This window comes from Streptomyces sp. NPDC048664 (assembly GCF_040650555.1).
Classification (GTDB): domain Bacteria; phylum Actinomycetota; class Actinomycetes; order Streptomycetales; family Streptomycetaceae; genus Streptomyces.
Window position 1 is genome coordinate 260,313 of sequence record NZ_JBEZHK010000003.1, and the last position, 24,770, is coordinate 285,082.

The window sequence follows — 24,770 nt, forward strand, 5'->3', positions numbered from 1 at the left end:
GCGGCCGCCTGCTTGGATGGGGGCATGAGTGCCGCCGACGAACTCCTCGACATCGTGGACGAGAACGACAGGGTCATCGGGCAGTCCCCGCGGGGTGAGGCCTACGCGCGGGGACTGCGCCACCGGTGTGTGTTCATCGAGGCGCGGGACGCCCGGGGGCGCCTGTTCGTGCATCGCCGCACCGCCACCAAGCTGGTCTTCCCGTCCCGGTACGACATGTTCGTGGGGGGTGTGGTCGGCGCGGGCGAGTCCTACGACGAGGCCGCGCTGCGCGAGGCCGAGGAGGAGCTCGGGGTCGACGGGCTGCCGCGGCCCGAGCGGCTGTTCACGTTCCTGTACGACGACGGCGCCGGCGCGAGCTGGTGGTCCGCGGTCTACCAGGTGCGCTGCGAGCTGCCCGTCAGCCCCCAGGTGGAGGAGGTCGCCTGGCACGCCTTCCTGCCCGAGGACGAGGTGGACCGCAGGGTGTCCGGCGCGTCCGGCGCCGCCGCCTGGGACTGGGTCCCGGACGGGCTCGCCGCCTGGGAACGGCTCAGGAGGCACCGCCGGTCCGCGGGCTGAGCCGTGCCCGCGCTCCCTGGCACCGCCGGGGACGGGGCGGCCCGGTAGGGTCCTGGACGTGATCGAATTCGTACGGAAGGCCCGGCTGTGGTTCGCGCCCCAGGAGGTCCGGAAAGAAGGCCGTACGCCCGACTACCGCTTCTCCCTGGCGAACGAGCGCACCTTCCTGGCCTGGCTGCGCACCGCGCTGGCGCTGATCGGCGGCGGGTTCGCCGTGGACCAGTTCCTGCCGCACCTGCGCTGGGCCTGGCGCGCCGGGCTCGCTCTCGCGCTGCTCGCCGCGGGCGTCCTGTGCTCGCTGCGCGCCATCAACCACTGGGTGCGCTGCGAACGGGCGATGCGGCGCGGCGAGGACCTGCCCGTGTCCCGCTTCCCGGCACTGCTGAGCATCGTCGTCGCGGTGGTGGCCGTCGCGATGGTGCTGGTGGTCCTCATCGGCTGGGCGGGATGACCGCCCCGGCCGCGGAGCGCGACCCGGGGCTTCAGCCGGAGCGCACCCGGCTGGCCTGGCGGCGTACGACGCTGTCGAGCACCGTGGCCGCCGTCCTGGCGGCGAAGGCGGCGCTGCACAGCGGGTCGGGGGCGGGGTTCGCCGCGGCGGGGCTGTGCTGTCTGCTGTGGCTGGGGTTCCTGGCGCTGGCGCACCGGCGCATCCGCGCCCTGGCCGTGGCCCCGGCGGGCCGTCCACCGCGTCTGGCGCCCCGGCACGCCACCGCGGCGACGCTGTGCACGGTGGCGCTCGCCGTGTGCGCGGCCGGGTTGGTGTTCGTCTGAGGACGGTGGCGCCCGTCACGTTCGGCTCATCCACTGGACGGCATACCGACCGGTCGGCATCATGATGCCCGTACCGCATTCCCCTCTTGTTCCCCGCCGTTCCCCGCTTGGAGGAGCCACCATGAGCCCAGACCACCCGCCGGGTCTCGACCTCGACCAGCTGCGGGGCCTGCTGGACAGGGAGCGGCCCGGCCTGGTCGACGGCCCCCTGACCGGCCGGCTGATCGAGGGCGGCCGGTCGAACCTCACGTACGCCGTCACGGACGGCACCGCCCGGTGGGTCGTACGGCGCCCCCCGCTCGGCCACGTCCTGGCCACGGCCCACGACATGCGGCGCGAGCACCGGGTGATCAGCGCGCTGCACCCGACGGCCGTGCCGGTGCCGCGCCCCGTGCTGCTGTGCGAGGACGACGCGGTCCTCGGCGCCCCCTTCTACGTGATGGAGTTCGTGGAGGGCACCCCCTACCGCACCGCCGGGCAGCTCGCCCCGCTCGGCGCCGAGCGCACCCGGCAGGCGGTGCTCGGCCTGGTGGACACGCTGGTCGAGCTGCACGCGGTGGACCCCGACGCGGTGGGCCTCGGCGACTTCGGCCGTCCGGACGGCTTCCTGGACCGCCAGCTGCGTCGCTGGGGCAAGCAGTTGGACGCCTCCCGCAACCGCGAGCTGCCCGGCGTCGACGAGCTGCACGCGGCGCTCGGCCGTTCGCTGCCCGCCTCCCCCGAACCGACCGTGATCCACGGCGACTACCGCCTGGACAACGTGCTGCTCGGTGACGACGACCGGATCACCGCCATCCTGGACTGGGAGATGTCCACGCTCGGCGACCCGCTCACCGACCTGGGCCTGCTGGCGATGTACAGCGTGCCGCTGGAGCTGCCCGGCTCCCCCATCTCCACGACCGCCACGGCCGCCGGACACCCGGCGCCGCGCGAGCTGATCGAGCGGTACGCCGCCCGCTCCGGACGGGACGTGGGTGCCGTGTCCTGGTACACGGCGTTCGCCTGGTTCAAGCTCGCGGTGATCCTGGAGGGCATCCACTACCGCTACACGCTGGGGCAGACGGTCGGCCGGGGCTTCGACCGCATCGGCGAACTCGTGCCCGTCTTCATCGAACACGGCCTGACCACCCTTCAGGAGGACTGACCGCCATGGACTTCGCATTCGACGCGCGCACCGAGGACCTGCGCGCCAAGCTGCTCGCCTTCATGGACGAGCACGTCCACCCGGCGGAGGCCGTCGCCGAGGAGCAGCGGGCGCGGCTGGCCTCGCCCTGGGACACGCCCGCGATCGTGGGCGAGCTGAAGGCCGAGGCCCGCCGCCAGGGCCTGTGGAACCTGTTCCTGCCGGACGCGGAGCACGGCGCCGGGCTGACCAACCTGCAGTACGCGCCGCTCGCCGAGATCACCGGCCGCTCCCCGCATCTCGCCCCCACCGCGACGAACTGCGCGGCGCCGGACACGGGCAACATGGAGGTGCTCGCGCAGTTCGGCGACGAGCGGCAGAAGAAGCAGTGGCTGCAGCCGCTGCTGGCCGGTGAGATCCGGTCCGCGTTCGCGATGACCGAGCCGGAGGTGGCCTCCTCGGACGCCACCAACATCACCACGCGCATCGAGCGGGACGGCGACGACTACGTCATCACGGGCCGCAAGTGGTACATCTCCGGGGCGATGAACCCCGACTGCGGGATCTTCATCGTGATGGGCAAGACGGACCCGGACGGCGCGGACATCCGCCGCCAGCAGTCCATGGTGCTGGTCCCGCGCGACACGCCCGGTGTGCGGGTCGAGCGGGCGATGCGGGTGTACGGCTACGAGGACCACTCGCACGGCGGTCACGCCGAGGTGGTCTTCGACCACGCCCGCGTGCCCGTGTCGAACCTGATCGGCGAGGAGGGCGGCGGGTTCGCCATCGCCCAGGCCCGGCTGGGCCCGGGGCGCATCCACCACTGCATGCGGCTGATCGGCATGGCGGAGCGGGCGATCGAGCTGATGTGCCGGCGGGCGGTGGCACGGACGGCGTTCGGCAAGCCGCTCGCCCAGCAGGGCGTGGTGCAGAACCGGATCGCGGACGCCCGGGTGGCCGTGGAGCAGTTGCGGCTGCTGGTCCTGAAGACGGCGTGGATGATGGACACGGTCGGCAACAAGGGCGCCCACACCGAGATCCAGGCCATCAAGATCGCCACTCCGCGCACGGTCCTGGACATCCTCGACAACGCGGTCCAGCTGTACGGGGCGGGCGGCGTGAGCCAGGACTCGCCGCTGGCCGAGCTCTGGGCGGCGGCCCGGACGCTGCGCATCGCGGACGGGCCGGACGAGGTGCACCAGCGGTCGCTGGCACGGCGGGAGCTGAAGAAGCATAGGTGAGGCATGGGGCGGTGGGGCGGACCGGTGGCGTCCGCCCCACCGCCCGCCGCGTCACGGCCGCAGGGCCCGCAGCAGCAGGTCGGCGAGGTGGTCGGCGACCTGCTGGGGGGTCAGGGGGCCGCCCGGCCGGTACCAGGTGGACAGGTGGTGCACCGAGCCGAAGTGGTAGTCCACGACGAGGTCGGCGGGCGTGGCGGTGGAGAAGACGCCCGCCTGCTGCCCCTCCTCGATCAGGGCACGGAAGCGCTCGTGGTAGCGGCGGCGCTCGGAGCGCACCTGCTTGAGTTTCTCCGGGCCGAGATGGTGCATGGACCGGAAGAAGATCATCGCGTCGTCGAGGTTCTCGATCGTGGTGACGACGACGTCGGCCGCCGCGTCCCGCAACCGCTTCTCGACCGGTTCGTCCGCGTCCGCGAACGTGTCGAGGCGCTCCTGCTGGACGCGCAGCACCCGTGCGTACACCTCGTGCAGCAGATCGTCCTTGGACCCGAAGTAGTGGTACAGCGCGCCCTTGGTGACGCCCGCCGCCTCCACGATCTCCTGTACGGACGTACGGTCGTAGCCCTGGTCGGCGAAGAGCCGGGTGGCGGCGGCCAGGAGCCGCCGCGGGACGGGCGTACCGTCCCCGTCCGTCGTTCTGGGCACTGCCGCCACCTGCCTTTCTCGTGACCGCCAGGGCTTCGGTGTCTACCCCGGCGTCTGTGTCCGGGAACGCAGTTCCCGACGAAGGATCTTCCCACTCGTCGTCTTGGGCAGCTCGGGCAGGATCTCCACCTGCCGCGGATACTTGTAGGCGGCCAGTCGTTCCCTGCAGTACGCGGCCAGTTCGTCCGGGGCGGTCTCCCGGCCCGGGCGCAGGCTGACGTAGGCCTTCACGGTCTCCCCGCGGTAGCCGTCCGGCACCCCGACGACGGCCGCCTCGCGCACCGCGGGGTGCGTGTACAGGACGTCCTCGACCTCGCGCGGCCAGACCTTGAAGCCGGAGGCGTTGATCATGTCCTTCTTGCGGTCCACGACGTACAGCCAGCCCTGTTCGTCCATGAAGCCGATGTCACCCGTGCGCAGCTCGCCGTCCGGGAAGGCCTCCGCGGTGGCCTCGGGGCGCCGCCAGTAGCCGGGGACGACCTGCGGCCCCCGTACGACGATCTCGCCCTGCTCCCCGAACGGCACCTCCTCGCCGCGTTCGTCGAGGATGCGGACGACCGTGTCGGCGCCCGGCACCCCCACGGCCAGGGTCCCGGAGACGGGGTCCACGGGGGCCTCCCGGCCGGGCGGCACGGAGGCGCAGGGGGCGGTGCACTCGGTGAGGCCGTAGCCGTTGCGGACGTAGGGGCCGAAGGTGGCCCGGAACGTCTCCACGAGGGCGGGCGGCAGCGGGGCCCCGCCGGAGGCGATGACCTCGAAGGAGGAGAAGTGGTCGCGCGTGGCGCCGGGGTGGGCGGCCAGGGCCATGAAGGCGGTGGAGGGGCCGACGGTGTAGTGCGGGCGGTGCTCGGCGAACGCGTCGAGGACGACGCCCGCGTCGAACCGGTAGGCGAGGACGAGGGTGCCCCCGCTGTTGAGGCAGGCGGTGAGCTGGCTGACCATGCCGGTGATGTGGAACAGGGGGGCGAGTGCGAAGTAGACGGGCGCCTCGGGCAGGGCGAGGCCCGTGCGCTGCCGCTCGGCGATGTACATCATGTTGGCGTGGGTGTTGGTGGCGCCCTTGGGGGTGCCGCTCGTGCCCGAGGTGTAGCTGATGAGCGCGATGTCGCAGGGCCGGGGGTCGCGGCCCTCGGGGGCCGGCCGGCCCTGGCGGGCGACGGTGACGAGATCGTCGGTGTCGGCGGCCGGCGCCGACCGCTCGAAGGCCAGGACACGTGTGTCGCCCCGGGTCTGGAGGTCCAGTTCGCAGGCGGTGAGCACGACGCGCACGGACGTCCCGGCGGCCGTGTCGCGCAGGTACTCCTCCCAGGCCCGGTCCGCGCACACCAGGGCGGCCACCTCGGCGTCCTTGAGGACGTGGGTGACCTCGCCCGACTTGTACATCGGGTTGACGGGCACCACGGTGGCTCCCGCCTTCCAGGCGCCGATCAGGGCGAGCACGAAGTGCGGGCTGTTCTGCAGCAGGATCGCCACCCGGTCGCCGCGCTCCAGGCCGCGGGCGGCCAGGTGGCCGGCGACGGAGTCGGTGAGCGCGTCGAGTTCGGCGTAGGTGACACGGCCGTCGAAGTACGACAGGGCGGTGCGCTGTCCGGGGGCCGCGCGCAGGGCGTGCACCAGGGAGTCCGCGGGGTCCACCGGGGCTCGCTGGGCGTCGCCCAGCAGGTGGAGCCAGGGCTTGGCCGCGTAGCGCGAAGCGCTCACCGGGTTTCCTCCCATTTCTGCTGAATGTGGTTCATGCCGGTCAGCCAGCGGTCCGGTTCGGTGGCTCGGGCCTGATAGTAGGCGGCGACCTCGGGGTGGGGCAGGATCAGGAATCTGTCCTGCGCCATGCCCGCGAAGAGGGCGTCGGCGACGTCCTCGGGTTCGATGGCGGTCGGGGTGAGGACGAGGGCGCCGGCGCTGCCGGTGGCGTCGAGCATGCCGGTGCGCACGCCCTGGGGGCAGATCGCGTGGACCTTGAGGCCGCGGTGGCGGTAGGTCAGGGAGAGCCACTCGGCGAAGGCGTGGGCGCCGTGCTTGGTGACTCTGTACGGCGCGGCGCCGATCATGGTGAGCAGTCCGGCGGCGGAGACGGTCGAGACGAACCGGCCGCTGCCGCGTTCCAGCCACGCGGGCAGGAGGGCGTGGGCGGCGCGGACGTGCGCCATGACGTTGACGTCCCAGGCCTGGGCCCACACCTCCTCGGGGGCGGCCTCGGTGCCGCCGGAGCCGAGGCCGGCGTTGGCGCAGTAGACGTCCACGGTGCCGCCGAGGGCGTCGCGCGCGGCGGGGACGATCCCGGAGGCGTCGCCGGGGACCGCGATGCCGCCGATCTCCTCGGCCACGGCCTCGGCCAGGGCGGCGTTCAGGTCGTTGACGACGACGCGGGCGCCTTCGGCGGCGAAGCGGCGGGCCAGGGCCGCGCCGATGCCGGCTCCCGCGCCGGTGACGATCACTCCCGCGTCCTTCATGGGTTCCACCGGGGGGCTCCTTTGGTGCGGGGGTGAGTCCGGGCGCCGTCAGACTAACCGGTCGGTATGTGCTGGGGGAAGGGTGTGCGCCATGCGGTGCGACGCGGGTCCTGGTCAACTCGCGCCACCGGCAGGACCATGCGGACATGGCCGAGGCGGATGTGCGTGTGCGCCCCTACTGGGAGCTGACCTTCGACGGTGACGGCGACGTGGACGGGGGCGAACGGGAGCGGCTGGTCGGGGAGGTGGGCGACCGGGGGGTGCGGGACCTGATCGTCTTCGCGCACGGGTGGAACAACGAGCGGTCCGACGCGACCCGGCTCTACAGCCGGTTCTTCGCCCCCGTCCCCGCCCTCGCGCCCCGGGCGCGCCTGGGGTACGTGGGGGTCATCTGGCCCTCCGTGATGATCCCCGACGAGCCGATCCCCGACTTCCCGCGCGACGCGCTCCTCCGGGTGTTCCCCGACCGGGCGGGCGTGGTGGAGGGCATCGCGGAGCTGCTGGAGCGCCGGCCGGAGGGGGCCCGGCCCCTTCGGGAGTTCGGGCGGCTCGTACGGCTGCTCGTCGAGGTGCCGCCGCACGGGCCGCAGGCCTTGTGCGCCGAGGACGTGCCGGTACCCGGCGGGGCCGGGAGCGATCCGCTGATGCTGACGGGGGACACGGAAGAGGTGTGCCGTGACTTCGCGCGGGCGCTCACGGGGCTGGAGGGGGTGCAAGGGCTGTCGTTCACGCCGAAGGGGGTGTGGGACGGGGCGCGTGAGCTGCTGCGGCAGGCCACCTACTTCGCGATGAAGCGGCGCGCGGGCACGGTCGGGGAGCGGGGGCTCGGGCCCGTGCTCGGGGCTCTGGCCCAGGCGGCCCCGGAGGTACGGGTGCATCTGGTCGGGCACAGCTTCGGCGGCCGGCTGGTGTCGTTCGCGCTGCGGGGGCTGCCCGAGGGGGTACGGGCGGTGAAGTCGCTCACGCTGCTCCAGGGCGCCTTCTCGCACTACGCGTTCGCCGACCGCCTGCCCGGCGACCCGGACACCGGTGGCGCCCTCGGCGGCCGCCAGCACCGCGTCGACGGCCCCCTCGTGTGCTGCTGGTCGCGGTTCGACTCGGCGCTCGGCACGCTGTACCCGCTGGCGTCCCGGATGGCCGGGGACGACCGGTCGATGACCGGTGGGGCCGCGGACGGCGCGCGGGAGTACGACACGGAAGGGTTCGACGTCGGGCGGCTGCTGGGGGCCAGGTGGGGTGCGATGGGGCACGACGGGGTGCGGTCGGTGGACGGCACCCGCGCTCTCACGCTGGCGGACGCCCTCGCGGGCGGGCTGCCCTCCTCGGGCTGCGTGAACGTCGACGCCTCCGCGGTGGTCCGCCGGGGCGGTCCGCCGTCCGGGGCGCACAGCGACATCCTCCACCCGGAGCTGGCGCGGGTGGTGCTGGCGGCGGGCCGGGTGATCCGACCCGCCGCCGGCACCGGTACGGCCGACGGTGCCTGATGCGGTACCAACGGTGCCCGATGCGGCCTAGCGGTGCGAGGTGTACTCGACCACCTGCTGGAACGTCGGCCGGTTCTGCCAGCTGATCCTGCCGTGCTTGATGCCGCCCAGCACGCGCTGCGTGATCGAGTCGGCACACCACTGGTCGCCCGCCGAGCACTGGTCGTCGCCCGGGTAGACCTGCGCCGCGGTCATGCCCGCCGCCTGCTTGAGGGTGCTGATCAGGGTGTCGCGGCAGGCGCTGAGGCTGCCGTCGCCGCAGTAGGTGTGCGCCAGCGGGCCCTGCACCCGCTCACCCAGCACCGTGCGGATGTCCTTGTCGACATAGCTCCACCAGCCGTACTGGAAGGAGCTTCCCGCGTGCGATCCGGTCGGGCCGTGCCCGGCCGAGGGTGCCTCGTCGATCGGCAGGTCGCCGGTGAAGGCGGTGTAGAGGTCGCTGCCGAGGCCGGGTTGGAACTCGGCCTTCACCAGCAGCGGCCACCAGGCGTCCAGGGTGCGGATCGCGTCGGCGTCGGCGTACGTCTTGGAGCCGGCCGAGGTCTCCGTGCGCCGGGCGCCCGCGGACACCCAGGCGGACAGCCTGCTCACCGCCGCGGCGGCCGTGGGGTCGGTGACCGGCGAGCTGTTCACGACCCTGAGCAGGGTGGGCAGGACGTCCTCGCCGCGCAGGTCGGTGAGTCCGGCCTCCTCCATCGCCTTCACCAGGGAGGTCCGGGTCACGCCGCCGGCCGCCACCAGCCGCTTCACCCGGTCCTCGAGCAGGTCTCCGCGATGGACCGAGCCGTCGCCCCAGGACGCGGTCGTGTAGTCCTTGGCCTGCTTGTTGTTCCAGGAGATGTAGTAGTCCTGGTCGACGGAGTTGGGGTGCTCGGAGGGGGGCGTGTAGTCGGCGGTGTTGGTCGCCGGGTCCCAGTTCCGCCACTCGTACGCCGGCTGCGCCCACGTCGGGAACTCCGCGTCGACGCCGGCGGCGCGTACGGGGTTGTCGCCGCTGTTGTAGTAGGCGGTGTGCTGGGAGTCGGCGTAGAACCAGTTGAACGTGTAGTTGATGTGCTGGGCGGCGCTCTGGAAGTCCTGCGGGCCCTTGACGTAGTCGGGGTCGTTCAGCATCTGGAAGCCGATGATCGAGTCGGCCTCGTGCAGATAGGACGAGCGCAGGGTGGTGTAGGCGACCTTCTTGCCACCGACGGTGGCGCGATAGGCCACGGGGCCGTACTTGGTGCGCCAGGCCCGCATCGTGTAGGAGCCGGCCGCGGTGGAGTCGGCGAGCGTCGGCTTCCAGGCGTTCTTCTGCTCGATCTCGTCCATGGCCGTGCAGGTGCCGTGGTAGAGGTAGTGGTGGTCGTCCTGGCACAGTTCGACGGCGTAGGTGTCGATGATGTCCTGGCCGGAGGTGGTGGCGCTCCACGAGTAGTCCTGCCCGCGGCCGAGTTCGACGTACATGCTCAGACCCGCGAAGGAGGCGCCTCGGGCGCTGATGCCCGGCCCCTGGATCTCCTGGAGCATCAGCAGCTGCGGCGCGAAGTAGCCGGTCTGCGGCCCGAAGACGGCGACCGGGTGGCCGCTGGCGGTGTGCTTGCCGCTCACCACGAGGGCGTTGGACATGCCGCGCCGTGCGGAGCTGAGCGCCGTGGTCGCGGCGGACGTCGAGGCCTTGGCGGCACCGGCCGTCGCGGCGCTGCCGGTGCGGTCGTAGACGAGCGGCTCCGGGGTCACCGAACCGGCGTCGGGCAGTGCCTCGCCCTGCGGGCTGTCCGGCTTGGACGCGTAGGGGAAGCTGCGGCCGTCGTGGACGGTGAGGGCGGCTTCGGGGTCGTTGCGCTCGCGGAAGGACTCCCAGACCTTGGTGCCCTCCTGCACGCCGTACTTGGACTGCGCGGCCAGCAGGGAGACCGCGTTGCTCACCTCACCGCCGCCACCGGACCCGAAGAGCGAGCCGATGACGGCGGCGAGCGCCACCAGGTCGGTCGGCTTGAAGTGGTCGATGGTGCCGGCGTTGGTGATGGCGTCCTTGTGGCCGGTCAGGTCGTACTCGCCGGGGAAGTAGCGGCCGCTGTCGGAGGCGTCGATGTAGGCGTTGACGCCCGCGAGGTACGCGTTGACGTCGTCCATCGCCTGCCGGCCCCGGTCGCCAGCGGAGGAGACGGCCCGGTCGATCTGCGCCTGGAGGTCGGCCTCGCTGTAGGGGGCGTTGCGCCAGAACTCCTGCTCGAGTCCCTGGTTCGCGGCGGCACCGCCGGCGAACGAGGTCAGCTGCCCGCGGCCGACGTGCCGGAAGACGTCCATGAGCCACAGCCGGTCCTCGCCCGCGGCGTAGCCGGCGCCGAACTCGGTGCCGTACCTGGTGGTTCCGGTGATGTGCGGGACGCCCGTCTTCTTGTCGCGGACGATCGTCACGTCACTGCGGCCCGCGGGCTTCTCGGTGGAGGCGATCTGGTTGGAGGGCACCCCGAACGACGCGTCGTTGAAGAAGTCGTTGATCTTCGCGTCGGTGACCGAGGAGTAGCCGGTGGCGAGTCCGGCGTAGGGGCCGAGCTGGTCCTCGGCGTGGCCGGGCTGGGTGCCGAAGGCCTGGTTGAGGAGGATCTGGGCGAGGGTGGCGTTGCCGTTCTCGCCCGGTGGGAGGACGTCCGAGCACTGTCCGCCGCAGTAGTCGTTGGCGGCGGCGGCCGAGGTCGCGGTGGCCGCCGCCTGGGCGCTGCCCGTGACGGCCGGGGACAAGAGACCGGCGACGAGCACGCATAGAGACGCGGTCTTGAGGAACTTGGGGAATCTGCGAGGAGTTCTCAGTCTGGCGAGGGTGGTGCGTGGGGTGCGCTGTGACATGGCAGCCTCTCCCGACGTTGGTGGGCGGGATGTTACCGCCGGTATGGCCGCGATTGAACATGAGCAGACGTCAACTTTTTGCCGGATCAACGACGTTGGGACCCGACATGGAGCAGGAAAGCGGATGGAGCCGATCCGCTTGTCGATACGTCCATTCGGCGACGTCCTTATGACGACGCCGAAGTGACCGCGGTACGGATGCAGGTGTGACGGAGGTGCAGGGCGATGGCCGGTTTCCGGAGTCTGGCGAGACAGGTGCGCGATCCGCGGTGCGATCTGGCACTACGGCGCTACTCGCTGCGCAAGTGCCTGGAGAAGTTCGCCCCCTACGGGCATCGGGCGACATGGGACCATCTGTGCTCCCGGGCCGGCTTCGGCCCGGAGGACCGGTCCCCCGATCCGGCGCGGCTCGTGGCCGCACTGGTCGAACTGGAGGAGGCCCGCTCCGTCTGGCTGGCGTACGAGGCGGACTTCACGCAGCGCCGGCGGAAGGAGAAGCACGACGGACTGCGCAGGCCGGGCAGCGTGGACGACTGGCACCGGCTGACCTGGGGAGGTTTCGGGGTCGCCTGGTGCGACGACCCGCGCGTCCATCCGCACGAGCCGCTGGCCGAGGTGCTGCGGCAGCTCATCGCCGCGCTGGAGCGTGAGCCGGGCACGGCCTGCCCGGTGTGCGCCGGGGGGCGCCTGGTCTGGAACGACGAGCTGGACCACGAGCCGTCCTCGGGCCCCGTCTGCGCGGACTGCGGCATCGTGGTCCCGGCTCCCGTGCTGACACCCGAGGCCCTGACGGGGGCCCGGAGGGCCCGGCTGCTGGTCTCGGCCTGAGTGCCCGAGTGGGGGGTGCAGGGGTGCGCCGGAGACGCCGCGCCCCCGTACCGCGAACCCCTCGCCATGTCCCGTCATCGTTGACACGGACGGCCGCGACGACCATGCTAAGCAGTTGCTTAGGGTTGTTGACTTCGTGACGCGAAAGGCCGGGAGCATGGCAGAGCCGAGGATCTTCATGTCCGCCGACGAGCTCAAGTCGGCGGTGGGCGAGCAGCTGGGGTACACCGACTGGCTGGAGGTCGACCAGAAGCGGATCGACCTGTTCGCCGAGGCCACGGGCGACCACCAGTGGATCCACGTGGACCCGGAGAAGGCCGCCTCGGGCCCCTTCGGCACGACCATCGCGCACGGCTATCTCACCCTGTCGCTGCTCCCCCTGTTCGGGCCTCAGCTGATGCGGGTCGACGGCGTGACGATGGGCGTCAACTACGGCACCAACAAGGTCCGCTTCCCCGCCCCCGTACCGGTCGGCTCCCGACTGCGCGCCACCGCGAAGGTGACGGGCGTGGAGGACGTACCGGGCGGGGTGCAGGTGTCGGTGGGCTTCACCGTGGAGCGCGAGGGCGGCGACAAGCCGGTGTGCGTGGCCGAGTCGGTGGCGCGCTACTACTTCTAGCCCCGAGCCCGGCCGGGGCTCAGGTCGCGGGACCCTTGCGCGCCCCCACCATGCGGAGCACGAGGTCGGCGTAGAGCGCGCCGACCTCGTCGGGCGTGCGGGGGCCCTCGGCGCTGAACCAGCGGGCCACGTCGATGCACAGCGAGAGCACGGCGAGGGTGGTGCCGCGCACGTCGGGCACGTCGAACTCGCCCGCCGCCACCCCGTCCTCGATGATCCCGCGGGTCTCGGCGTCGACCTGGCGGCGCAGCGCGACGATCTCGGCGCGCGACTCGGGGCCGAGCGCGTCCAGCTCGTACTGTACGACCCGCGCGACCGTGTGCTGGGCCGCGTGCCAGCGCACGAAGGAGCTCACGGCGTCGGCGAGCCGCTCGGCCGCGCCGCCCGGGCCGCGCGCCGCGGTGCGCAGGATGTCCAGCGCCTTCTCGTGCCCGATCCGGCTGATGCGGTGGAGCAGCTCTTCCTTGGTCTTGTAGTGGATGTAGAGCGCGGCGGGGCTCATGCCCGCGCGGCCCGCGATGTCACGCGTCGTCGTGGCGTGGTACCCACGCTCGGCGAAGGCGTCCACGGCGGCGACCAGCAGCCGCCGGGCCGCGTCCGGGGTGACCTCGCCCCACGGCTGCGCCTCGCCACCGGTCGTCTCCTGCGCCGCAGTCATCGCTCGCCCCTTCCCATGCCAGGACGCACACCATACCTCCGAAGCTGAGCGAGCGCTTAGTCCGCTCGCCCGCTTCGGCGTGAAACAGGCTCAGCGCTTCTCGAAAGGATCGTGCGCGGCCAGCAGGTTCTCCAGGCGGGCCTGATCCACCCGGCTGACGATCTGGCCGGCCTCCTGCCGGTCGCGGATCACCTTGGCCAGGGTGAAGGCCGAGGTCACCAGGTAGAGGACGGCGATCCCGAGGAAGGCCCGCACCCAGGCGTCGGCGTGGAGCCGGAAGATCCCCACCGCGCTTGCCGTCAGGGCGATGGAGAAGGACGCGACGGCCTGACCGTAGTAGGCGGCCGTACTGGTCTGTCTGACCGGATTCTCACTCATGCGGACAGCATCACCCCGGCCCGCCCCGGGCCTCATCCGCGCGCGTACTCAGGTGCGTACTCAGGCTCAGAACGCCGAGACCCCGGTCAGGGAGCGGCCGATGAGCAGCTTCTGGATCTGGCTCGTGCCCTCGTAGAGCGTCATCACCCGGGCGTCGCGCAGCAGCTTGCCGACCGGGTACTCGTCGATGTAGCCGTAGCCGCCGAAGACCTGGAGGGCGTTGTTCGCGGCGCGCACGGCGGCCTCCGAGGAGAAGAGCTTGGCCTTGGAGGACTCGGCCGCGAACGGCCGGCCGCGGTCGATCAGATCGGCCACCCGCCAGGTCAGCAGCCGCGCCGCGTCCACGTCCACGGCGATGTCGCTGAGGAGTTCCTGGACGAGCTGGTGGTGGGCGATGGTCCGGCCGAACTGCTCGCGTTCGCCGGCGTGGCGCACGGCCGCGTCCAGGGCCGCCTGGGCGATGCCGACGCAGCCCGCCGCGACCGACATGCGCCCCTTGGCGAGCGCGGACATGGCCACGGAGAACCCCTTGCCCTCGGGCGCGAGCATCGCGGAGGCCGGGACCCGGACATCCTTCAGGACCAGTTCGGCGGTGGTCTGCCCGCGCAGGCCGAGCTTGCCGTGGACGGCCCGGCGGCTCAGGCCGGGGGTGTCGGCCGGTACGAGGAAGGCCGAGACGCCCTTGTGGCCGGGCGCCTGTGTGGAGCGGGCGAACAGGAGCACCACGTCGGCCCACATGCCGTTCGTGATGAACATCTTGCTGCCGTTGATCACGTAGTCGTCGCCGTCGCGCACGGCGCGCGTGGTGAGGTTGCCCGCGTCGGAGCCGGTGCCCGGTTCGGTGAGCCCGAAGCACCCCACGTACGCGCCGGAGGTCAGTCCCGGCAGCCAGCGCCGCTTCTGCTCCTCGTCGCCCCACGCGGCGATCGTCTTGGCGACGAGCCCCAGCGACACGGAGACGATGCCGCGCACGGACGAGTCCCCCCGGCCCAGCTCCTCGGTGACCAGGCAGTACGCGAGGTGGTCGCCGCCCGAGCCGCCGTACTCCTCGTCGACGGTGAGCCCCAGGAACCCGACGCGGCCCAGCTTCGCGACGATGGACCGGTCCACTTCCTCGGCCCGGTCCCAGGCCGCGACGTGCGGGGTGATCTCGCGGGCCACGAAGTCCTCGGCCAGGCGCCGCACGGCCGCCTGCTCCTCGCTGAGCTCCAGGTTCACGACGCCTCACCTCGGGGAAGTCACGGAAACATGCATCGTTAAATTAACACTGCTAGTTTCTCGCCGGCAGCCCTACTATGTGCGCCATGGCCCGACCGCACAAGCCCCTCCTGAGCGCCGACCGCATCGTGACCACGGCGCGTGCCCTGGTGGACGCGGAAGGCCTCGCGGCCGTCTCCACCCGCCGGCTCGCGGCGGAACTCGGGGTCAGCGGCCCCTCCCTCTACAACCACTTCCGCACCAAGGACGACATCCTGGAGGCGGTCGCGGACTCGGTCAGCGCGCAGGTCGACCTGTCGATGTTCGAGTCGTGCGGATCCTGGCGGACCGCGCTGCGCGACTGGGCGGCCTCCTACCGGGCGGCGCTGCGCGACCACCCCAACATCGTGCCGGTGCTGGCCCGCGGGCCCGGCCGCCGCCCGGCCGGACTGCGCCTGGCGGACGCCGTCTACGGCGCGATGGTCGAGGCGGGCTGGCCGCCCGCGCAGGCCACCTCCATCGGCGCGCTGATGCGCTACTTCGTCCTCGGATCCGCGCTCGGCTCGTTCGCGGGCGGGTTCGTGGACGACGAGCGGGCCTACGACCCCGCCGACTACCCGCACCTCGGGCAGGCCCACCTGCTCTCCGAGCGGCAGAGCAGGATCGACGAACGGGCCTTCGAGACGGGCCTGACGGCGCTGCTCGACGGCCTCGAGCAGCAGTTCGCGCAGGTGAGGCGCCCGGCACAGGGCACCGCCTGACGGCGCGGGATGAGGGACAGCACCCCTAGAACACCACGAGGGACCTGCCGCCCCTGCCCCTGAGCATGTTGTCGAACGCCGCCGGGATCTCGTCGAGCGTGATCCGCTCCGTCACCAGGGCGCCCAGGTCCAGTCGGCCGGCCCGCACGTGCTCCGCGAGCACCGGGAGGTCCACGGCCGGGTCGCAGTCGCCGTAGACGCAGCCGGCGAGCGTGCGGCCCCAGTGGAAGAGCTCCAGGGCGTTGAACGTGACCTGCTGGTCCTTGCCGCCGATCCCGACGACCGTCGTACGGCCCCCGCGCCGCGTGGAGTCCCATGCGGCGCGGATGGCGACCGCCCGGCCCGCGCATTCCACGGCCACGTCCACGCCCTGCTTGTCCGTGAGAGCGCGGATCTCGCGGGGCGTGGTGTCGCCGGCGAGGACGAAGTCCGTGGCGCCGGCCCGCCGCGCCAGTTGCTCCTTCTCGGGGGACACGTCCACGGCGATGATCCGCTCCGCGCCGGCGATCCGCGCGGACTGGAGTGCCGCGAGGCCGACGCCGCCGGCGCCGAACACCGCGACGCTCTCCCCCGGCCGCACCTTCGCCGAGTGGTGCACCGCGCCGTAACCCGTGAGCACGGCGCAGCCCAGCAGGGCCGCGTCGGTCAGCGGCACACCGTCGGGCACCGGGAGGACGCAGGACGCGGCGACCACCGTCTCCTGCGCGAAGGCGGCCACGTTCAGGCCGGGGTAGAGGTCCGTGCCGTCCTCGCGGCGGGCGTGGACCTCTCCCGCGCCGCTGAGCGCGTTGGCGCACAGCCACACCTCCCCGCGCGCGCAGGCATGGCAACCTCCGCAGGAGGGGGCCCAGTTCAGGACCACGTCGGTGCCGGGCGCGACATGGTCGACACCCTCCCCCACCGCCACCACGGTGCCCGCGCCCTCATGGCCGAGGACCGCGGGGACCGGCACCCTCATGGTGCCGTTGGACAGGGACAGGTCCGAGTGGCAGACCCCGGCGGCGGCCAGCCGGACGCGGACCCGGCCGGGGCCGGGCTCGGGGAGTTCGATGCCGGTGACCTCCAACGGGGCACCGACGGCGGGCAGTACGGCGGCACGGACCATCTCGGTCATCGCTCCTGGAACTGAAGGGACTTGGTCTGCAGGTACTCGGCGAGGCCGTGCGCCCCGAGTTCGCGGCCCACCCCCGACTGCTTGTAACCGCCGAACGGGGCGGAGGGGTTGAAGCGGCCGCCGTTGATGTCGACCTGGCCGGTGTCCAGCCTGCGCGCGAACGCGGCGGCCTCGGCGTCGTCGGCCGCCCACACGGCACCGGCGAGGCCGTACACCGTGCCGTTGGCGATGCGCACGGCGTCGTCCTCGTCCTCGTAGGCCAGGATCGAGAGCACCGGGCCGAAGATCTCCTCCTGGGCGATCGTCATCCCGGGGGTCACGTCGGCGAAGACCGTGGGCCGGACGAAGTAGCCGCGTGCGACGGGGGGTTCGGTGCCGCCGACGACCAGGCGGGCGCCCTCCTCCAGGCCCTTGTCGATGTAGCCGCGCACCCGGTCCCGCTGCCGGGCGTTGACCACGGGGCCGATGCGGTCGCCGTACTTCGCCGCCGCGGCGGCGGCGAGTTCGACGGCCTCCTCGTAGCGCTCCCGGTGCACCAGCATCCGGGTCCAGGCGCTGCACGTCTGGCCGGAGTTGGACATGACGTTGGCGACGCCCACGTTCACCGCCTTGACGAGGTCGGCGCTCGGCAGGATGACGTTGGCGGACTTGCCGCCGAGTTCCAGGGCCACCTTCTTCACGGCCGCGCCGGCCGTCGCACCGATCCGCCGGCCCACCGCGGTCGAGCCGGTGAACGACACCAGGTCCACGCCCTCGTGCTCGGCGAGCGCCTGGCCGGCGACCGGGCCGAGCCCCGTGACGAGGTTGAAGACCCCTGCCGGCACGCCCGCCTCGTGGACCGCCTCGGCGAAGAGCCGCGCGGTCAGCGGGGTGTCCTCGGCGGGCTTGAGGACGACCGTGCAGCCGGCCGCGAGGGCGGGGGCGACCTTGGCGACGATCTGGTGGAGGGGGTAGTTCCAGGGCGTGATGGCGCCCACGACACCGATCGGCTCCTGATGGACGACGGAGTGGCCGACCTTCTCCTCGAAGGGGTGGCTCGCGGCCAGTTCGGCGTACGAACCGGCCACCAGGATCGGCAGACCGACGTGGACGGCCTGGGAGAACGCCGGCGGCGAGCCCAGTTCCGCCGTCACGGTCTCGGCGATCTCGTCCTTGCGGGCCGCGAGGGCGTCCCTGAGCGCGGCGAGGCGGGCGGCGCGCTCGGCGGGCGGGGTGGCGGCCCAGGCGGGGAGGGCGGCGCGGGCCGCTCGTACGGCGGCGTCGACGTCCTCGGCGGTGCCGGCCGGAACGTGGGCGATGACCTGCTCGTCGGCCGGGTTGACGACCTCCAGGACGTCCTCGCCGGCGGCGGGGCGCCAGGCCCCGGCGATGTACATGCCCTCGTGTGCCTTCATCGTCCTCGTCTTCCTCCCGGCCGTGCGCGTCGCGACCAAAACTAGCGGTGTCAGTTTTGCGCCGCCAGGCCCTCAGCTCGGCTCGCTCCGGCCGCCCAGCACCCTTCCCAGATACGCCCTCAGCAGCAGTCGCATCTCGGTGATGATCTTCTCGTCGCCCTCCGGGTCCACCCGGAACGCCAGGTGGACCAGCGTGTCCGCGGTTTCCACCGCGATCAGGACGGCGCGCCGCAGATCCTCGTCCGGCTCCCGCCCCAGCCGCGCCGCGAGCAACCCCGTCAGCCGGTCGGCGACGAGGTGATTGGGCTCGGCGTGCCGCGCGCCGACCGGGATCTGGTTGCCGAAGTCGACGAGCGAGAAGCCGGGCGCCGTGCGCTTCATGTCGAGGTACTCGTCGAGCACCACGTCCATGTCGGCCACCCAGCCGCCCCCCGCGCCACCGGCGGCCAGACGCAGCGCCACGCGCTCGGTGTAGCGCTCCAGGTTGCGCTGCGCGAGAGCGTCCACCATCGCCCGCTTGTTGCCGAAGAAGCGGTACACGGAGCCGATGGGCACCCCGGCGCGCAGGGCCACGGCCCGGGTGGTGAGGTCGTCGTAGCCGACGTCGTCCAGCAGGGCGGCGCAGGCGTCGAGAATCCTGGTCAGCCGCTCAAGACTGCGGCGCTGGACGGGCGCGCGGCGCAGCGTGGTCGCTCGGGGCACGGGTTTCATGATGCCTCTCCGCCGGGATCCGGTGAACCTCGCCCCTGTGTACGAGGTTCGACACCGCGAACACTCAGCCGGCCCACGCCACCCCCTTGCGCACCCACCCCCGGAATCCTACGGTGATGCAGAGGAATCACTGTGGCGAGGGAGCGGCGATGAACGGGGACGCGAGGAAGATCGCGGAGGGGCTGTCCTATCTCTCCGGCTTCGGCAACGAGCACGGCTCGGAGGCGATCCCGGGCGCGCTGCCCGAGGGCCGCAACTCGCCGCAGCGCGCCCCGCTCGGGCTGTACGCGGAGCAGCTCAGCGGCTCGGCGTTCACCGAGCCGAGGGCGCACAACCGCCGCTCGTGGCTGTACCGCATCCGTCCCTCGGCCGCCCACCCGCAGTTCAGCCGCGCGGACAACGGCGCGACTCGCTCGGGACCGTTCACGGAGACGGTGCCCGACCCCAACCGGCTGCGCTGGAACCCCCTGCCCGAGCCCCCGCCGGGGACCGACTTCCTGGGCGGCCTGTGGACCCTGGGCGGCAACGGCGACGTCACCCAGCGCACCGGCATGGCCGTGCACCTGTACCACGCCAACGCCTCCATGCACCGCGTCCTCAGCGACTCCGACGGCGAACTGCTGATCGTCCCCGAGCACGGCGGCCTGCTGCTGCGCACGGAGTTCGGGATGCTGCGCGTGGAGCCCTCCGAGGTGGCGCTCGTCCCGCGCGGTGTCCGCTTCCGCGTGGAGCTGCTGGACGAGTGGGCGCGCGGCTATGTGTGCGAGAACTACGGTGCCCCCTTCCGGCTGCCCGACCTCGGCCCCATCGGCGCCAACGGCCTAGCCTCCGCCCGTGACTTCCGGGCGCCGGTCGCCGCGTACGAGGACGTGGAGGGCCCGGTGGAGGTGGTGAACAAGTTCTGCGGCAACCTCTGGACGGCGATGTACGACCACTCGCCGCTCGATGTCGTCGCCTGGCACGGAAACCACGTGCCCTACGTCTACGACCTGCGCCGCTTCAACGTCATCGGCAGCATCAGCCACGACCACCCGGACCCCTCCATCTTCACGGTGCTGACCTCGCCGAGCGACACCCCCGGCCTCGCGGGGGTCGACTTCGTCGTCTTCGCGCCGCGCTGGCTGGTGGGCGAGGACACGTTCCGGCCGCCGTACTTCCACCGCAACGTGATGAGCGAGTACATGGGGCTGATCGAGGGCGCCTACGACGCCAAGGCGGAGGGCTTCGTGCCGGGCGGCGGCTCGCTGCACAACATGATGTCGGCGCACGGCCCGGACCGGGAGACGTTCGAGAAGGCCAGCGCCGCCGAGCTGAAGCCCCAGAAGATCGACGACGGGCTGGCGTTCATGTTCGAGACCCGCTGGCCGCTGACCCTGACGCCGCACGCCGCACGCGCGGACCATCTGCAGCGCGGCTACGACGATGTGTGGCAGGGTCTCGAGCGCCACTTCCGCCCCTCGCGCTGAGCCGCGCGGACCGCTACGGACAGCCCCGTGACCTCCTTCGCCCCCGACTCGCTCGTCCTGAACCGCAAGCTGCCGCTGTGGTACCAGGTGTCCCAGTCGCTGCGCGCCTCCATACTCGGCCGCTCGCCCCGGGCCCCGCTGCGCCTGCCCACCGAGGAGCAGTTGGCGGGGCACTACGGGGTGAGCGTGCTGACCATGCGGCAGGCGCTCAAGGAGTTGGAGGCCGAGGGTCTCATCACCCGTCACCGCAGACGGGGCACGTTCATCGAGCCCGGCGCGGTCCAGGGCGCCCCGGTGCGGCTGCTGGGCTCGGTGGACGCGATCGTGGCCCAGCAGTCCGGGATGACGACCGAGCTGCTGGAGCACGGCACGGCGCCGGTGCCGACGGAACTCGCCGAGTACTTCCCGGACCTGACCGAGGTGGCGACGTACCACCGGCTGCGCGGCGACGAGAAGACCGGCGAGCCGACCAACCACGCCCGCAACTACGTCCGTCCCGAACTGGCCGAGCGCATCGACCACGAGGACCTCCTGCGCTGGCCCATGACCAAGGTGCTGCGCGACGCCGTCGGGGCGGACATCGGGCGCATCACGGACACCGTGCAGGCGCGGCTGGCCGATCCGGACACGGCCCGGCTGCTCGACGTGCCGCTGCTCAGCCCGATCCTGCACTACACGGGCATCACCTACGACGCCGCGGGGCGCCCGCTGGACGTCGCCGTGATCCACTACCGCGGGGACCGGTTCTCCTTCACGGTCACCCTCGAAGCGACCTGACCACCGTCGTACGATGCCCAGCGTGACGCACGACGACGCTCCGCTGCTCGCGGACCTCATGCCGTGGTCCGTCGCCCCACTGCGACCGGGACGCGCCTGGCCGTCGGCGCCGGACGCGGCCTCGCTGAAGGCGCGGTGGGACGCCCTGATGCGGGCCGAAGGAGACGACCGGGAGGCGCTGTTCGAGCCCACACGGGCCCGCACACCGCACTCGGCGGTGGGGCAGCTGCCGGGCCGCCCCTCGGGCGGCACCCGGAAACTGGCCCGCGCCGAGGGCCCCTGCCCGGAGCCGGAACGCGTACTGCTCGCGCCGTTCGACGAGCAGTGGCTGATCCCCGACCACCGCCTGATCGACGTGGCGCGGCCGGAGTTGTGGCGGGTGGCGGACGAGCACCAGGTCTTCGCGGTGGAGACCTCCCCTCCGCCCGGCGCCACCGGCCCGCTCCTGCTGGCGACGTCCCTGCCGCCCCTGCTGCGCACCGGGCTGATCCGCCCGCTGTACCGCCGCCCCGGCGGCACCGAACCGAACCTGGCACCGGGCCTGTTGGATCTGCTGGGCGCCCGGCTGGGCCTTCCCGTGGCACCCGTGGACGTCCTCGCGTGGATCGTGGCGGCGGCGCGTCCCGGACCGGGCGGTGCGGCCGTCCCGCTCCCCGAGGACCCGGACCTGTTCGGGCGCGGGGTGGAACTGGGCCACCGCATGCTCTGGCTGATGCGCCGGGACGGCGAACGCCCGAAGCTGCCGGGCGGCCGCCGCCCGTACGTGCGCGCCCCGCTGCCCGCGCGCCCCCCGACACTCCACTACGACCGGGACGAGGAGGCTCTGTGCGTCGGCGAGGGCCGGATCAGCCCGGTGCCGGCGGCCGCCTGGGACTTCGAGGTGAGCGGGGCGCGGGTGCTGGAGCAGTGGTTCGCGGGCAGGACCGCCGAGGCCGCTCCGGGCACCCTGGAGGCGATCCGCCCGACCGCCTGGCCCCAGTCCTGGACCTCCGAACTCCTCGACCTGATCACGGTCCTGGCGCTGCTGGCGGAGCTGGGCCCCCGGCAGGCGGATCTGCGCCCGGCGGCCTGCCTCACGGCCGAGGAGCTGCACGCGGCGGGCGTCCTACCGGTACCGGCGCCCGCGCGCCGCCCGGCCTCCGTCCTGGACCACCAGGAGGAAGGCCCCGAGGGCCAGTTCGCCCTGCTCTGACCCCTCCCGCCCGTCCCCGCGCTCACCCGCCCCCGAAGCCGTCCAGCACCCGTGCGACGGCACGCTCGAACACCGCCTCGGGATCGACGGCCCCCGCGGCGGCCCCCTCCGCGAACACCGCCGCCAGCCTCGGGTAGGCGCCCGAGGCGATCCGCTCCCGGAGGTACTCCCCCCGCATCGCGCTCTCCCGTTCCGGCGACCACGGCAGCGACCGCGCGCGCTCGGCGGTGGCCAGCTCGTTCGCCACGAACATGGTGACCACGCTGTTGAGCATCGCGAACAGTTCCACCCTGGTGCCGCCGGACACGTCGAGCGGGTCGAGGCACGCCAGGCAGTGCTCCACGTACCGCAGCGCGTTGGGGCTGAAGCCGTAGAAGGACGACATCAGGCGCGGCAGCCAGGGATGGCGCCGCATGAGACCGCGCGTCTGGTGCGCGACCCTCAGCATGTCGGCGCGCCAGTCCCCCGAGGGCTCCCACAGCTCGTGCTCACCGCTGACCGCGTCGACCATCAGCTCGTACAGGTCCTCCTTGCGGGGGACGTAGTTGTAGAGCGACATGGTGCCGCAGCCCAGTTCGGCCGCGACATGCCGCATCGAGACCGCGTCGAGGCCCTCGGCGTCGGCGATGCGCACCGCGGCCGCCGCGATGTCGGCGCGACTGTGGGCCGGCCTGGGGCCTCGGCCCGCCCGCTCGGGACGGGTCCAGATCACTTGGGGTTCGGCCGCTCGGCCCGCCATCGGTCATCACCTCACCCCCATCCTAGTTACGTACAGCGTACGTAGTGCGCTATGGTCGACCCATGATTACTACGTACGCTGTACTTAGTGAGGGTCTGGAGAAGCGCTTCGGCGACGTCCGCGCCGTACGGGGGTTGGATCTGGCCGTCGCCGAGGGCACCGTCTGCGGGCTGCTCGGCCCGAACGGAGCGGGCAAGACCACGGCCGTCAGGCTGCTGACGACGCTGCTGCGCCCGGACGCGGGGTCGGCCCGGGTCGCGGGGCACGACCTGGTGCGGCAGCCGGCTCGGGTGCGCCGCGGGATCGGTGTCACCGGCCAGCACGTCTCGGTCGACGGGGACCTGACGGGGCGGCAGAACCTGCGGTTGTTCGCGCGGCTGCACCGGGTGCGCGACGCGGCGGCGCGGGCCGAGGAGCTGCTCGGCCGGTTCGGGCTCGCCGAGGCGGCCGACCGGCCCGCGTCCACCTACTCCGGCGGTATGCGGCGCCGCCTGGACCTGGCGGCGAGCCTCGTGCGCCGCCCCGACGTCCTGTTCCTGGACGAGCCCACGACCGGTCTCGACCCGGAGAGCCGGAACCGGATCTGGGAGGAGGTGCGCGCCCTCACGGCGCAGGGCACGAGCGTGCTGCTGACCACGCAGTACCTGGAGGAGGCCGACCGGCTCGCCGACGACATCGCGGTGCTGGACCAGGGCCGCGTCGCCCACACGGGAACGCCCGCGCAGCTCAAGGGACTCATCGGGACGTACGCGGAGGTGGTCGTCTCCCACCGGGACGCTCTGGCGCGGGCGGCGGGCGTGATCGACCGGCTGACGGGCGGCGAGCCCGCACTCGACCACGACCGCAACACCGTCGGCGCCCTCACCACGGACACCACGCTGACGCTGCCCCGCCTGGTGCGCGAACTCGACGCGGCGGGCGTCCCCCTGCTCGACGCGACCCTGAGACCGCCGACGCTGGACGACGTGTACCTGCGCCTGACCGGCGGCCTTCCCGACGCCCCCGGAAGCAGGAAGTTCGCGGCATGAGCACATGGGCGTACGACGGTCGGGCGATGCTCGGCCGCCGACTCAGGCAGGTCCGCAACAACCCGGGTCTGGCCGTCCTCGGTCAGACCATGCCGATCATGATGCTGCTGTTCTTCGGGTACGTCTTCGGCAGCGCGGTCGCGATGCCCCACCAGGAGTACCGGAACTTCCTGGTGTCCGGGCTGCTGACCGCGACCGCCGCGGGCGGGGTCATGACCGGGATGTTCCAGGCGGCCCAGGACTCCCACCGCGGCGTGACGGACCGGCTTCGCACCCTGCCGATCAGCCGGGCCGCGGTGCCGCTCGGGCAGGCGGTGGCCGACCTCGTCGTCACCGCCGCCGGCACGGTGCCGCTGCTGCTGGTCGGGCTCGCCATGGGCTGGCGCGTGACCGGGTCGGCCCCCGAAGTGGCGGGAGCGGTGTGCTTGTTGCTGCTGTTCCGGTTCGCCTGCACCTGGGTGGGGATCCTCCTCGGGCTGCTCAGCCGGAGCGAGGAGGCGGCCGGGCAGCTGGGCGGCGCGACCTTCGTCCTGCCCCTGCTGTCCAACGCCTACATCCCGACCGACCGGCTGCCGGGCCGGCTGCGCGTGCTCGCCGAGTGGAACCCGATCAGCGCGGTGGCCACGGCCCTGCGCGACCTGTTCGGGACCTCCCCGGTGCCGCACGGCGCCGCCTGGCCGGTCGCGCATCCGGTCGCCGGATCGCTGGCCTGGTGCGCGGCGCTGCTCCTGGTGTTCTGCCCGCTCGCGGTCCGCCGGCACGCGCGCGAAGGGCGCTGACGGCCGCCGGGAGTGCCGGCGC

Annotated in this window: 25 protein-coding genes; 14 read left to right on the forward strand and 11 right to left on the reverse strand. The window is 72.7% G+C overall.

The features are described from left to right. Positions 1 to 24: 24 nt before the first annotated feature. The 5 genes from AB0C59_RS04900 (at position 25) to AB0C59_RS04920 (ending at position 3,699) form a co-directional block, all read left to right on the forward strand. Complete coding sequence (locus AB0C59_RS04900; protein WP_363001054.1) at positions 25 to 561, forward strand: NUDIX domain-containing protein; 537 nt, start codon at positions 25 to 27, stop codon at positions 559 to 561. A gap of 58 nt (positions 562 to 619) precedes the next feature. Then, on the forward strand, positions 620 to 1,012 hold the full coding sequence (locus tag AB0C59_RS04905) for a DUF202 domain-containing protein (protein WP_363001056.1): 393 nt from the start codon (positions 620 to 622) through the stop codon (positions 1,010 to 1,012). Next, entirely contained in the window at positions 1,009 to 1,335 is a 327-nt protein-coding gene (locus AB0C59_RS04910) for a DUF202 domain-containing protein (protein ID WP_363001058.1), read from the forward strand. The genes AB0C59_RS04905 and AB0C59_RS04910 overlap by 4 nt, the downstream gene beginning before the upstream one ends. A 121-nt stretch (positions 1,336 to 1,456) precedes the next feature. Next, positions 1,457 to 2,479: a phosphotransferase family protein gene (locus tag AB0C59_RS04915; RefSeq protein ID WP_363001060.1), complete on the forward strand. Its 1,023-nt coding sequence runs from the start codon at positions 1,457 to 1,459 to the stop codon at positions 2,477 to 2,479. 5 nt (positions 2,480 to 2,484) lie between these two features. Continuing rightward, positions 2,485 to 3,699, forward strand: a complete 1,215-nt coding sequence (locus AB0C59_RS04920; protein WP_363001062.1) for an acyl-CoA dehydrogenase family protein — start codon at positions 2,485 to 2,487, stop codon at positions 3,697 to 3,699. 51 nt (positions 3,700 to 3,750) lie between these two features. Here the strand turns inward: AB0C59_RS04920 and AB0C59_RS04925 are convergent, their stop codons facing one another. From AB0C59_RS04925 to AB0C59_RS04935, 3 genes are read right to left on the reverse strand one after another with little or no spacing between them, the layout of a single operon-like run. Then, a complete protein-coding gene (locus tag AB0C59_RS04925; RefSeq protein ID WP_363001064.1) occupies positions 3,751 to 4,344 on the reverse strand; it encodes a TetR/AcrR family transcriptional regulator in 594 nt (197 codons plus the stop codon). A 42-nt stretch (positions 4,345 to 4,386) separates the two neighbouring features. After that, entirely contained in the window at positions 4,387 to 6,045 is a 1,659-nt protein-coding gene (locus AB0C59_RS04930; RefSeq protein ID WP_363001066.1) for an AMP-binding protein, read from the reverse strand. Continuing rightward, positions 6,042 to 6,794: an SDR family oxidoreductase gene (locus tag AB0C59_RS04935; protein ID WP_363001266.1), complete on the reverse strand. Its 753-nt coding sequence runs from the start codon at positions 6,792 to 6,794 to the stop codon at positions 6,042 to 6,044. The genes AB0C59_RS04930 and AB0C59_RS04935 overlap by 4 nt, the downstream gene beginning before the upstream one ends. Before the next feature lie 146 nt (positions 6,795 to 6,940). Here AB0C59_RS04935 and AB0C59_RS04940 point away from each other — a divergent pair, with 146 nt between their 5' ends. Next, entirely contained in the window at positions 6,941 to 8,278 is a 1,338-nt protein-coding gene (locus AB0C59_RS04940; RefSeq protein ID WP_363001068.1) for a serine-threonine protein kinase, read from the forward strand. A 27-nt stretch (positions 8,279 to 8,305) separates the two neighbouring features. Here AB0C59_RS04940 and AB0C59_RS04945 read toward each other — a convergent pair whose 3' ends face one another. Continuing rightward, positions 8,306 to 11,107 carry a penicillin acylase family protein gene (locus AB0C59_RS04945; protein ID WP_363001070.1) on the reverse strand — a complete coding sequence of 934 codons (2,802 nt, stop codon included), beginning with the start codon at positions 11,105 to 11,107 and terminating at the stop codon, positions 8,306 to 8,308. 225 nt (positions 11,108 to 11,332) lie between these two features. On the opposite strand from AB0C59_RS04945, the gene AB0C59_RS04950 reads away from it, so the two are divergent. Continuing rightward, positions 11,333 to 11,935, forward strand: coding sequence for a hypothetical protein (locus AB0C59_RS04950; protein ID WP_363001072.1), 603 nt, complete (start codon positions 11,333 to 11,335; stop codon positions 11,933 to 11,935). A 157-nt stretch (positions 11,936 to 12,092) separates the two neighbouring features. Continuing rightward, on the forward strand, positions 12,093 to 12,554 hold the full coding sequence (locus AB0C59_RS04955) for a MaoC family dehydratase (protein WP_363001074.1): 462 nt from the start codon (positions 12,093 to 12,095) through the stop codon (positions 12,552 to 12,554). Positions 12,555 to 12,573: 19 nt separating this feature from the next. Here the strand turns inward: AB0C59_RS04955 and AB0C59_RS04960 are convergent, their stop codons facing one another. The 3 genes from AB0C59_RS04960 to AB0C59_RS04970 form a co-directional block, all read right to left on the reverse strand. Continuing rightward, positions 12,574 to 13,212 carry a TetR/AcrR family transcriptional regulator gene (locus AB0C59_RS04960; RefSeq protein WP_363001075.1) on the reverse strand — a complete coding sequence of 213 codons (639 nt, stop codon included), beginning with the start codon at positions 13,210 to 13,212 and terminating at the stop codon, positions 12,574 to 12,576. Between the two features lie 90 nt (positions 13,213 to 13,302). Then, entirely contained in the window at positions 13,303 to 13,590 is a 288-nt protein-coding gene (locus AB0C59_RS04965) for a YiaA/YiaB family inner membrane protein (RefSeq protein WP_363001077.1), read from the reverse strand. Between the two features lie 66 nt (positions 13,591 to 13,656). Beyond that, on the reverse strand, positions 13,657 to 14,808 hold the full coding sequence (locus tag AB0C59_RS04970) for an acyl-CoA dehydrogenase family protein (protein WP_363001079.1): 1,152 nt from the start codon (positions 14,806 to 14,808) through the stop codon (positions 13,657 to 13,659). 86 nt (positions 14,809 to 14,894) lie between these two features. Here AB0C59_RS04970 and AB0C59_RS04975 point away from each other — a divergent pair, with 86 nt between their 5' ends. Further along, complete coding sequence (locus tag AB0C59_RS04975; RefSeq protein WP_363001081.1) at positions 14,895 to 15,548, forward strand: TetR/AcrR family transcriptional regulator; 654 nt, start codon at positions 14,895 to 14,897, stop codon at positions 15,546 to 15,548. A gap of 25 nt (positions 15,549 to 15,573) precedes the next feature. On the opposite strand, the gene AB0C59_RS04980 is transcribed toward AB0C59_RS04975, so the two are convergent. The 3 genes from AB0C59_RS04980 to AB0C59_RS04990 form a co-directional block, all read right to left on the reverse strand. Beyond that, positions 15,574 to 16,653, reverse strand: coding sequence for a Zn-dependent alcohol dehydrogenase (locus AB0C59_RS04980; RefSeq protein WP_363001268.1), 1,080 nt, complete (start codon positions 16,651 to 16,653; stop codon positions 15,574 to 15,576). Positions 16,654 to 16,658: 5 nt separating this feature from the next. Next, on the reverse strand, positions 16,659 to 18,056 hold the full coding sequence (locus AB0C59_RS04985) for an aldehyde dehydrogenase family protein (RefSeq protein WP_363001083.1): 1,398 nt from the start codon (positions 18,054 to 18,056) through the stop codon (positions 16,659 to 16,661). Positions 18,057 to 18,128: 72 nt separating this feature from the next. After that, positions 18,129 to 18,767, reverse strand: coding sequence for a TetR/AcrR family transcriptional regulator (locus AB0C59_RS04990; RefSeq protein ID WP_363001085.1), 639 nt, complete (start codon positions 18,765 to 18,767; stop codon positions 18,129 to 18,131). 149 nt (positions 18,768 to 18,916) lie between these two features. Here AB0C59_RS04990 and hmgA point away from each other — a divergent pair, with 149 nt between their 5' ends. Genes hmgA through AB0C59_RS05005 form a run of 3 tightly spaced genes read left to right on the forward strand, consistent with a single transcriptional unit; the run spans position 18,917 to position 22,202 of the window. Continuing rightward, on the forward strand, positions 18,917 to 20,233 hold the full coding sequence (gene hmgA / locus AB0C59_RS04995) for a homogentisate 1,2-dioxygenase (protein WP_363001087.1): 1,317 nt from the start codon (positions 18,917 to 18,919) through the stop codon (positions 20,231 to 20,233). Positions 20,234 to 20,260: 27 nt separating this feature from the next. Further along, positions 20,261 to 21,010, forward strand: coding sequence for a GntR family transcriptional regulator (locus AB0C59_RS05000; RefSeq protein ID WP_363001089.1), 750 nt, complete (start codon positions 20,261 to 20,263; stop codon positions 21,008 to 21,010). A gap of 13 nt (positions 21,011 to 21,023) precedes the next feature. Next, positions 21,024 to 22,202, forward strand: coding sequence for a type ISP restriction/modification enzyme (locus tag AB0C59_RS05005; RefSeq protein ID WP_363001091.1), 1,179 nt, complete (start codon positions 21,024 to 21,026; stop codon positions 22,200 to 22,202). A 22-nt stretch (positions 22,203 to 22,224) separates the two neighbouring features. On the opposite strand, the gene AB0C59_RS05010 is transcribed toward AB0C59_RS05005, so the two are convergent. Next, the gene (locus AB0C59_RS05010) at positions 22,225 to 22,941 is read right to left on the reverse strand and encodes a TetR/AcrR family transcriptional regulator C-terminal domain-containing protein (protein ID WP_363001093.1); all 717 of its coding nucleotides are present in this window, start codon (positions 22,939 to 22,941) and stop codon (positions 22,225 to 22,227) included. Positions 22,942 to 23,003: 62 nt separating this feature from the next. On the opposite strand from AB0C59_RS05010, the gene AB0C59_RS05015 reads away from it, so the two are divergent. Then, positions 23,004 to 23,969 (forward strand): ATP-binding cassette domain-containing protein, encoded by a 966-nt coding sequence (locus AB0C59_RS05015; RefSeq protein ID WP_363001095.1) that lies wholly within the window; start codon positions 23,004 to 23,006, stop codon positions 23,967 to 23,969. Next, on the forward strand, positions 23,966 to 24,748 hold the full coding sequence (locus tag AB0C59_RS05020) for an ABC transporter permease (RefSeq protein ID WP_363001097.1): 783 nt from the start codon (positions 23,966 to 23,968) through the stop codon (positions 24,746 to 24,748). Before AB0C59_RS05015 ends, AB0C59_RS05020 begins: the two co-directional genes overlap by 4 nt. Positions 24,749 to 24,770 lie beyond the last annotated feature (22 nt).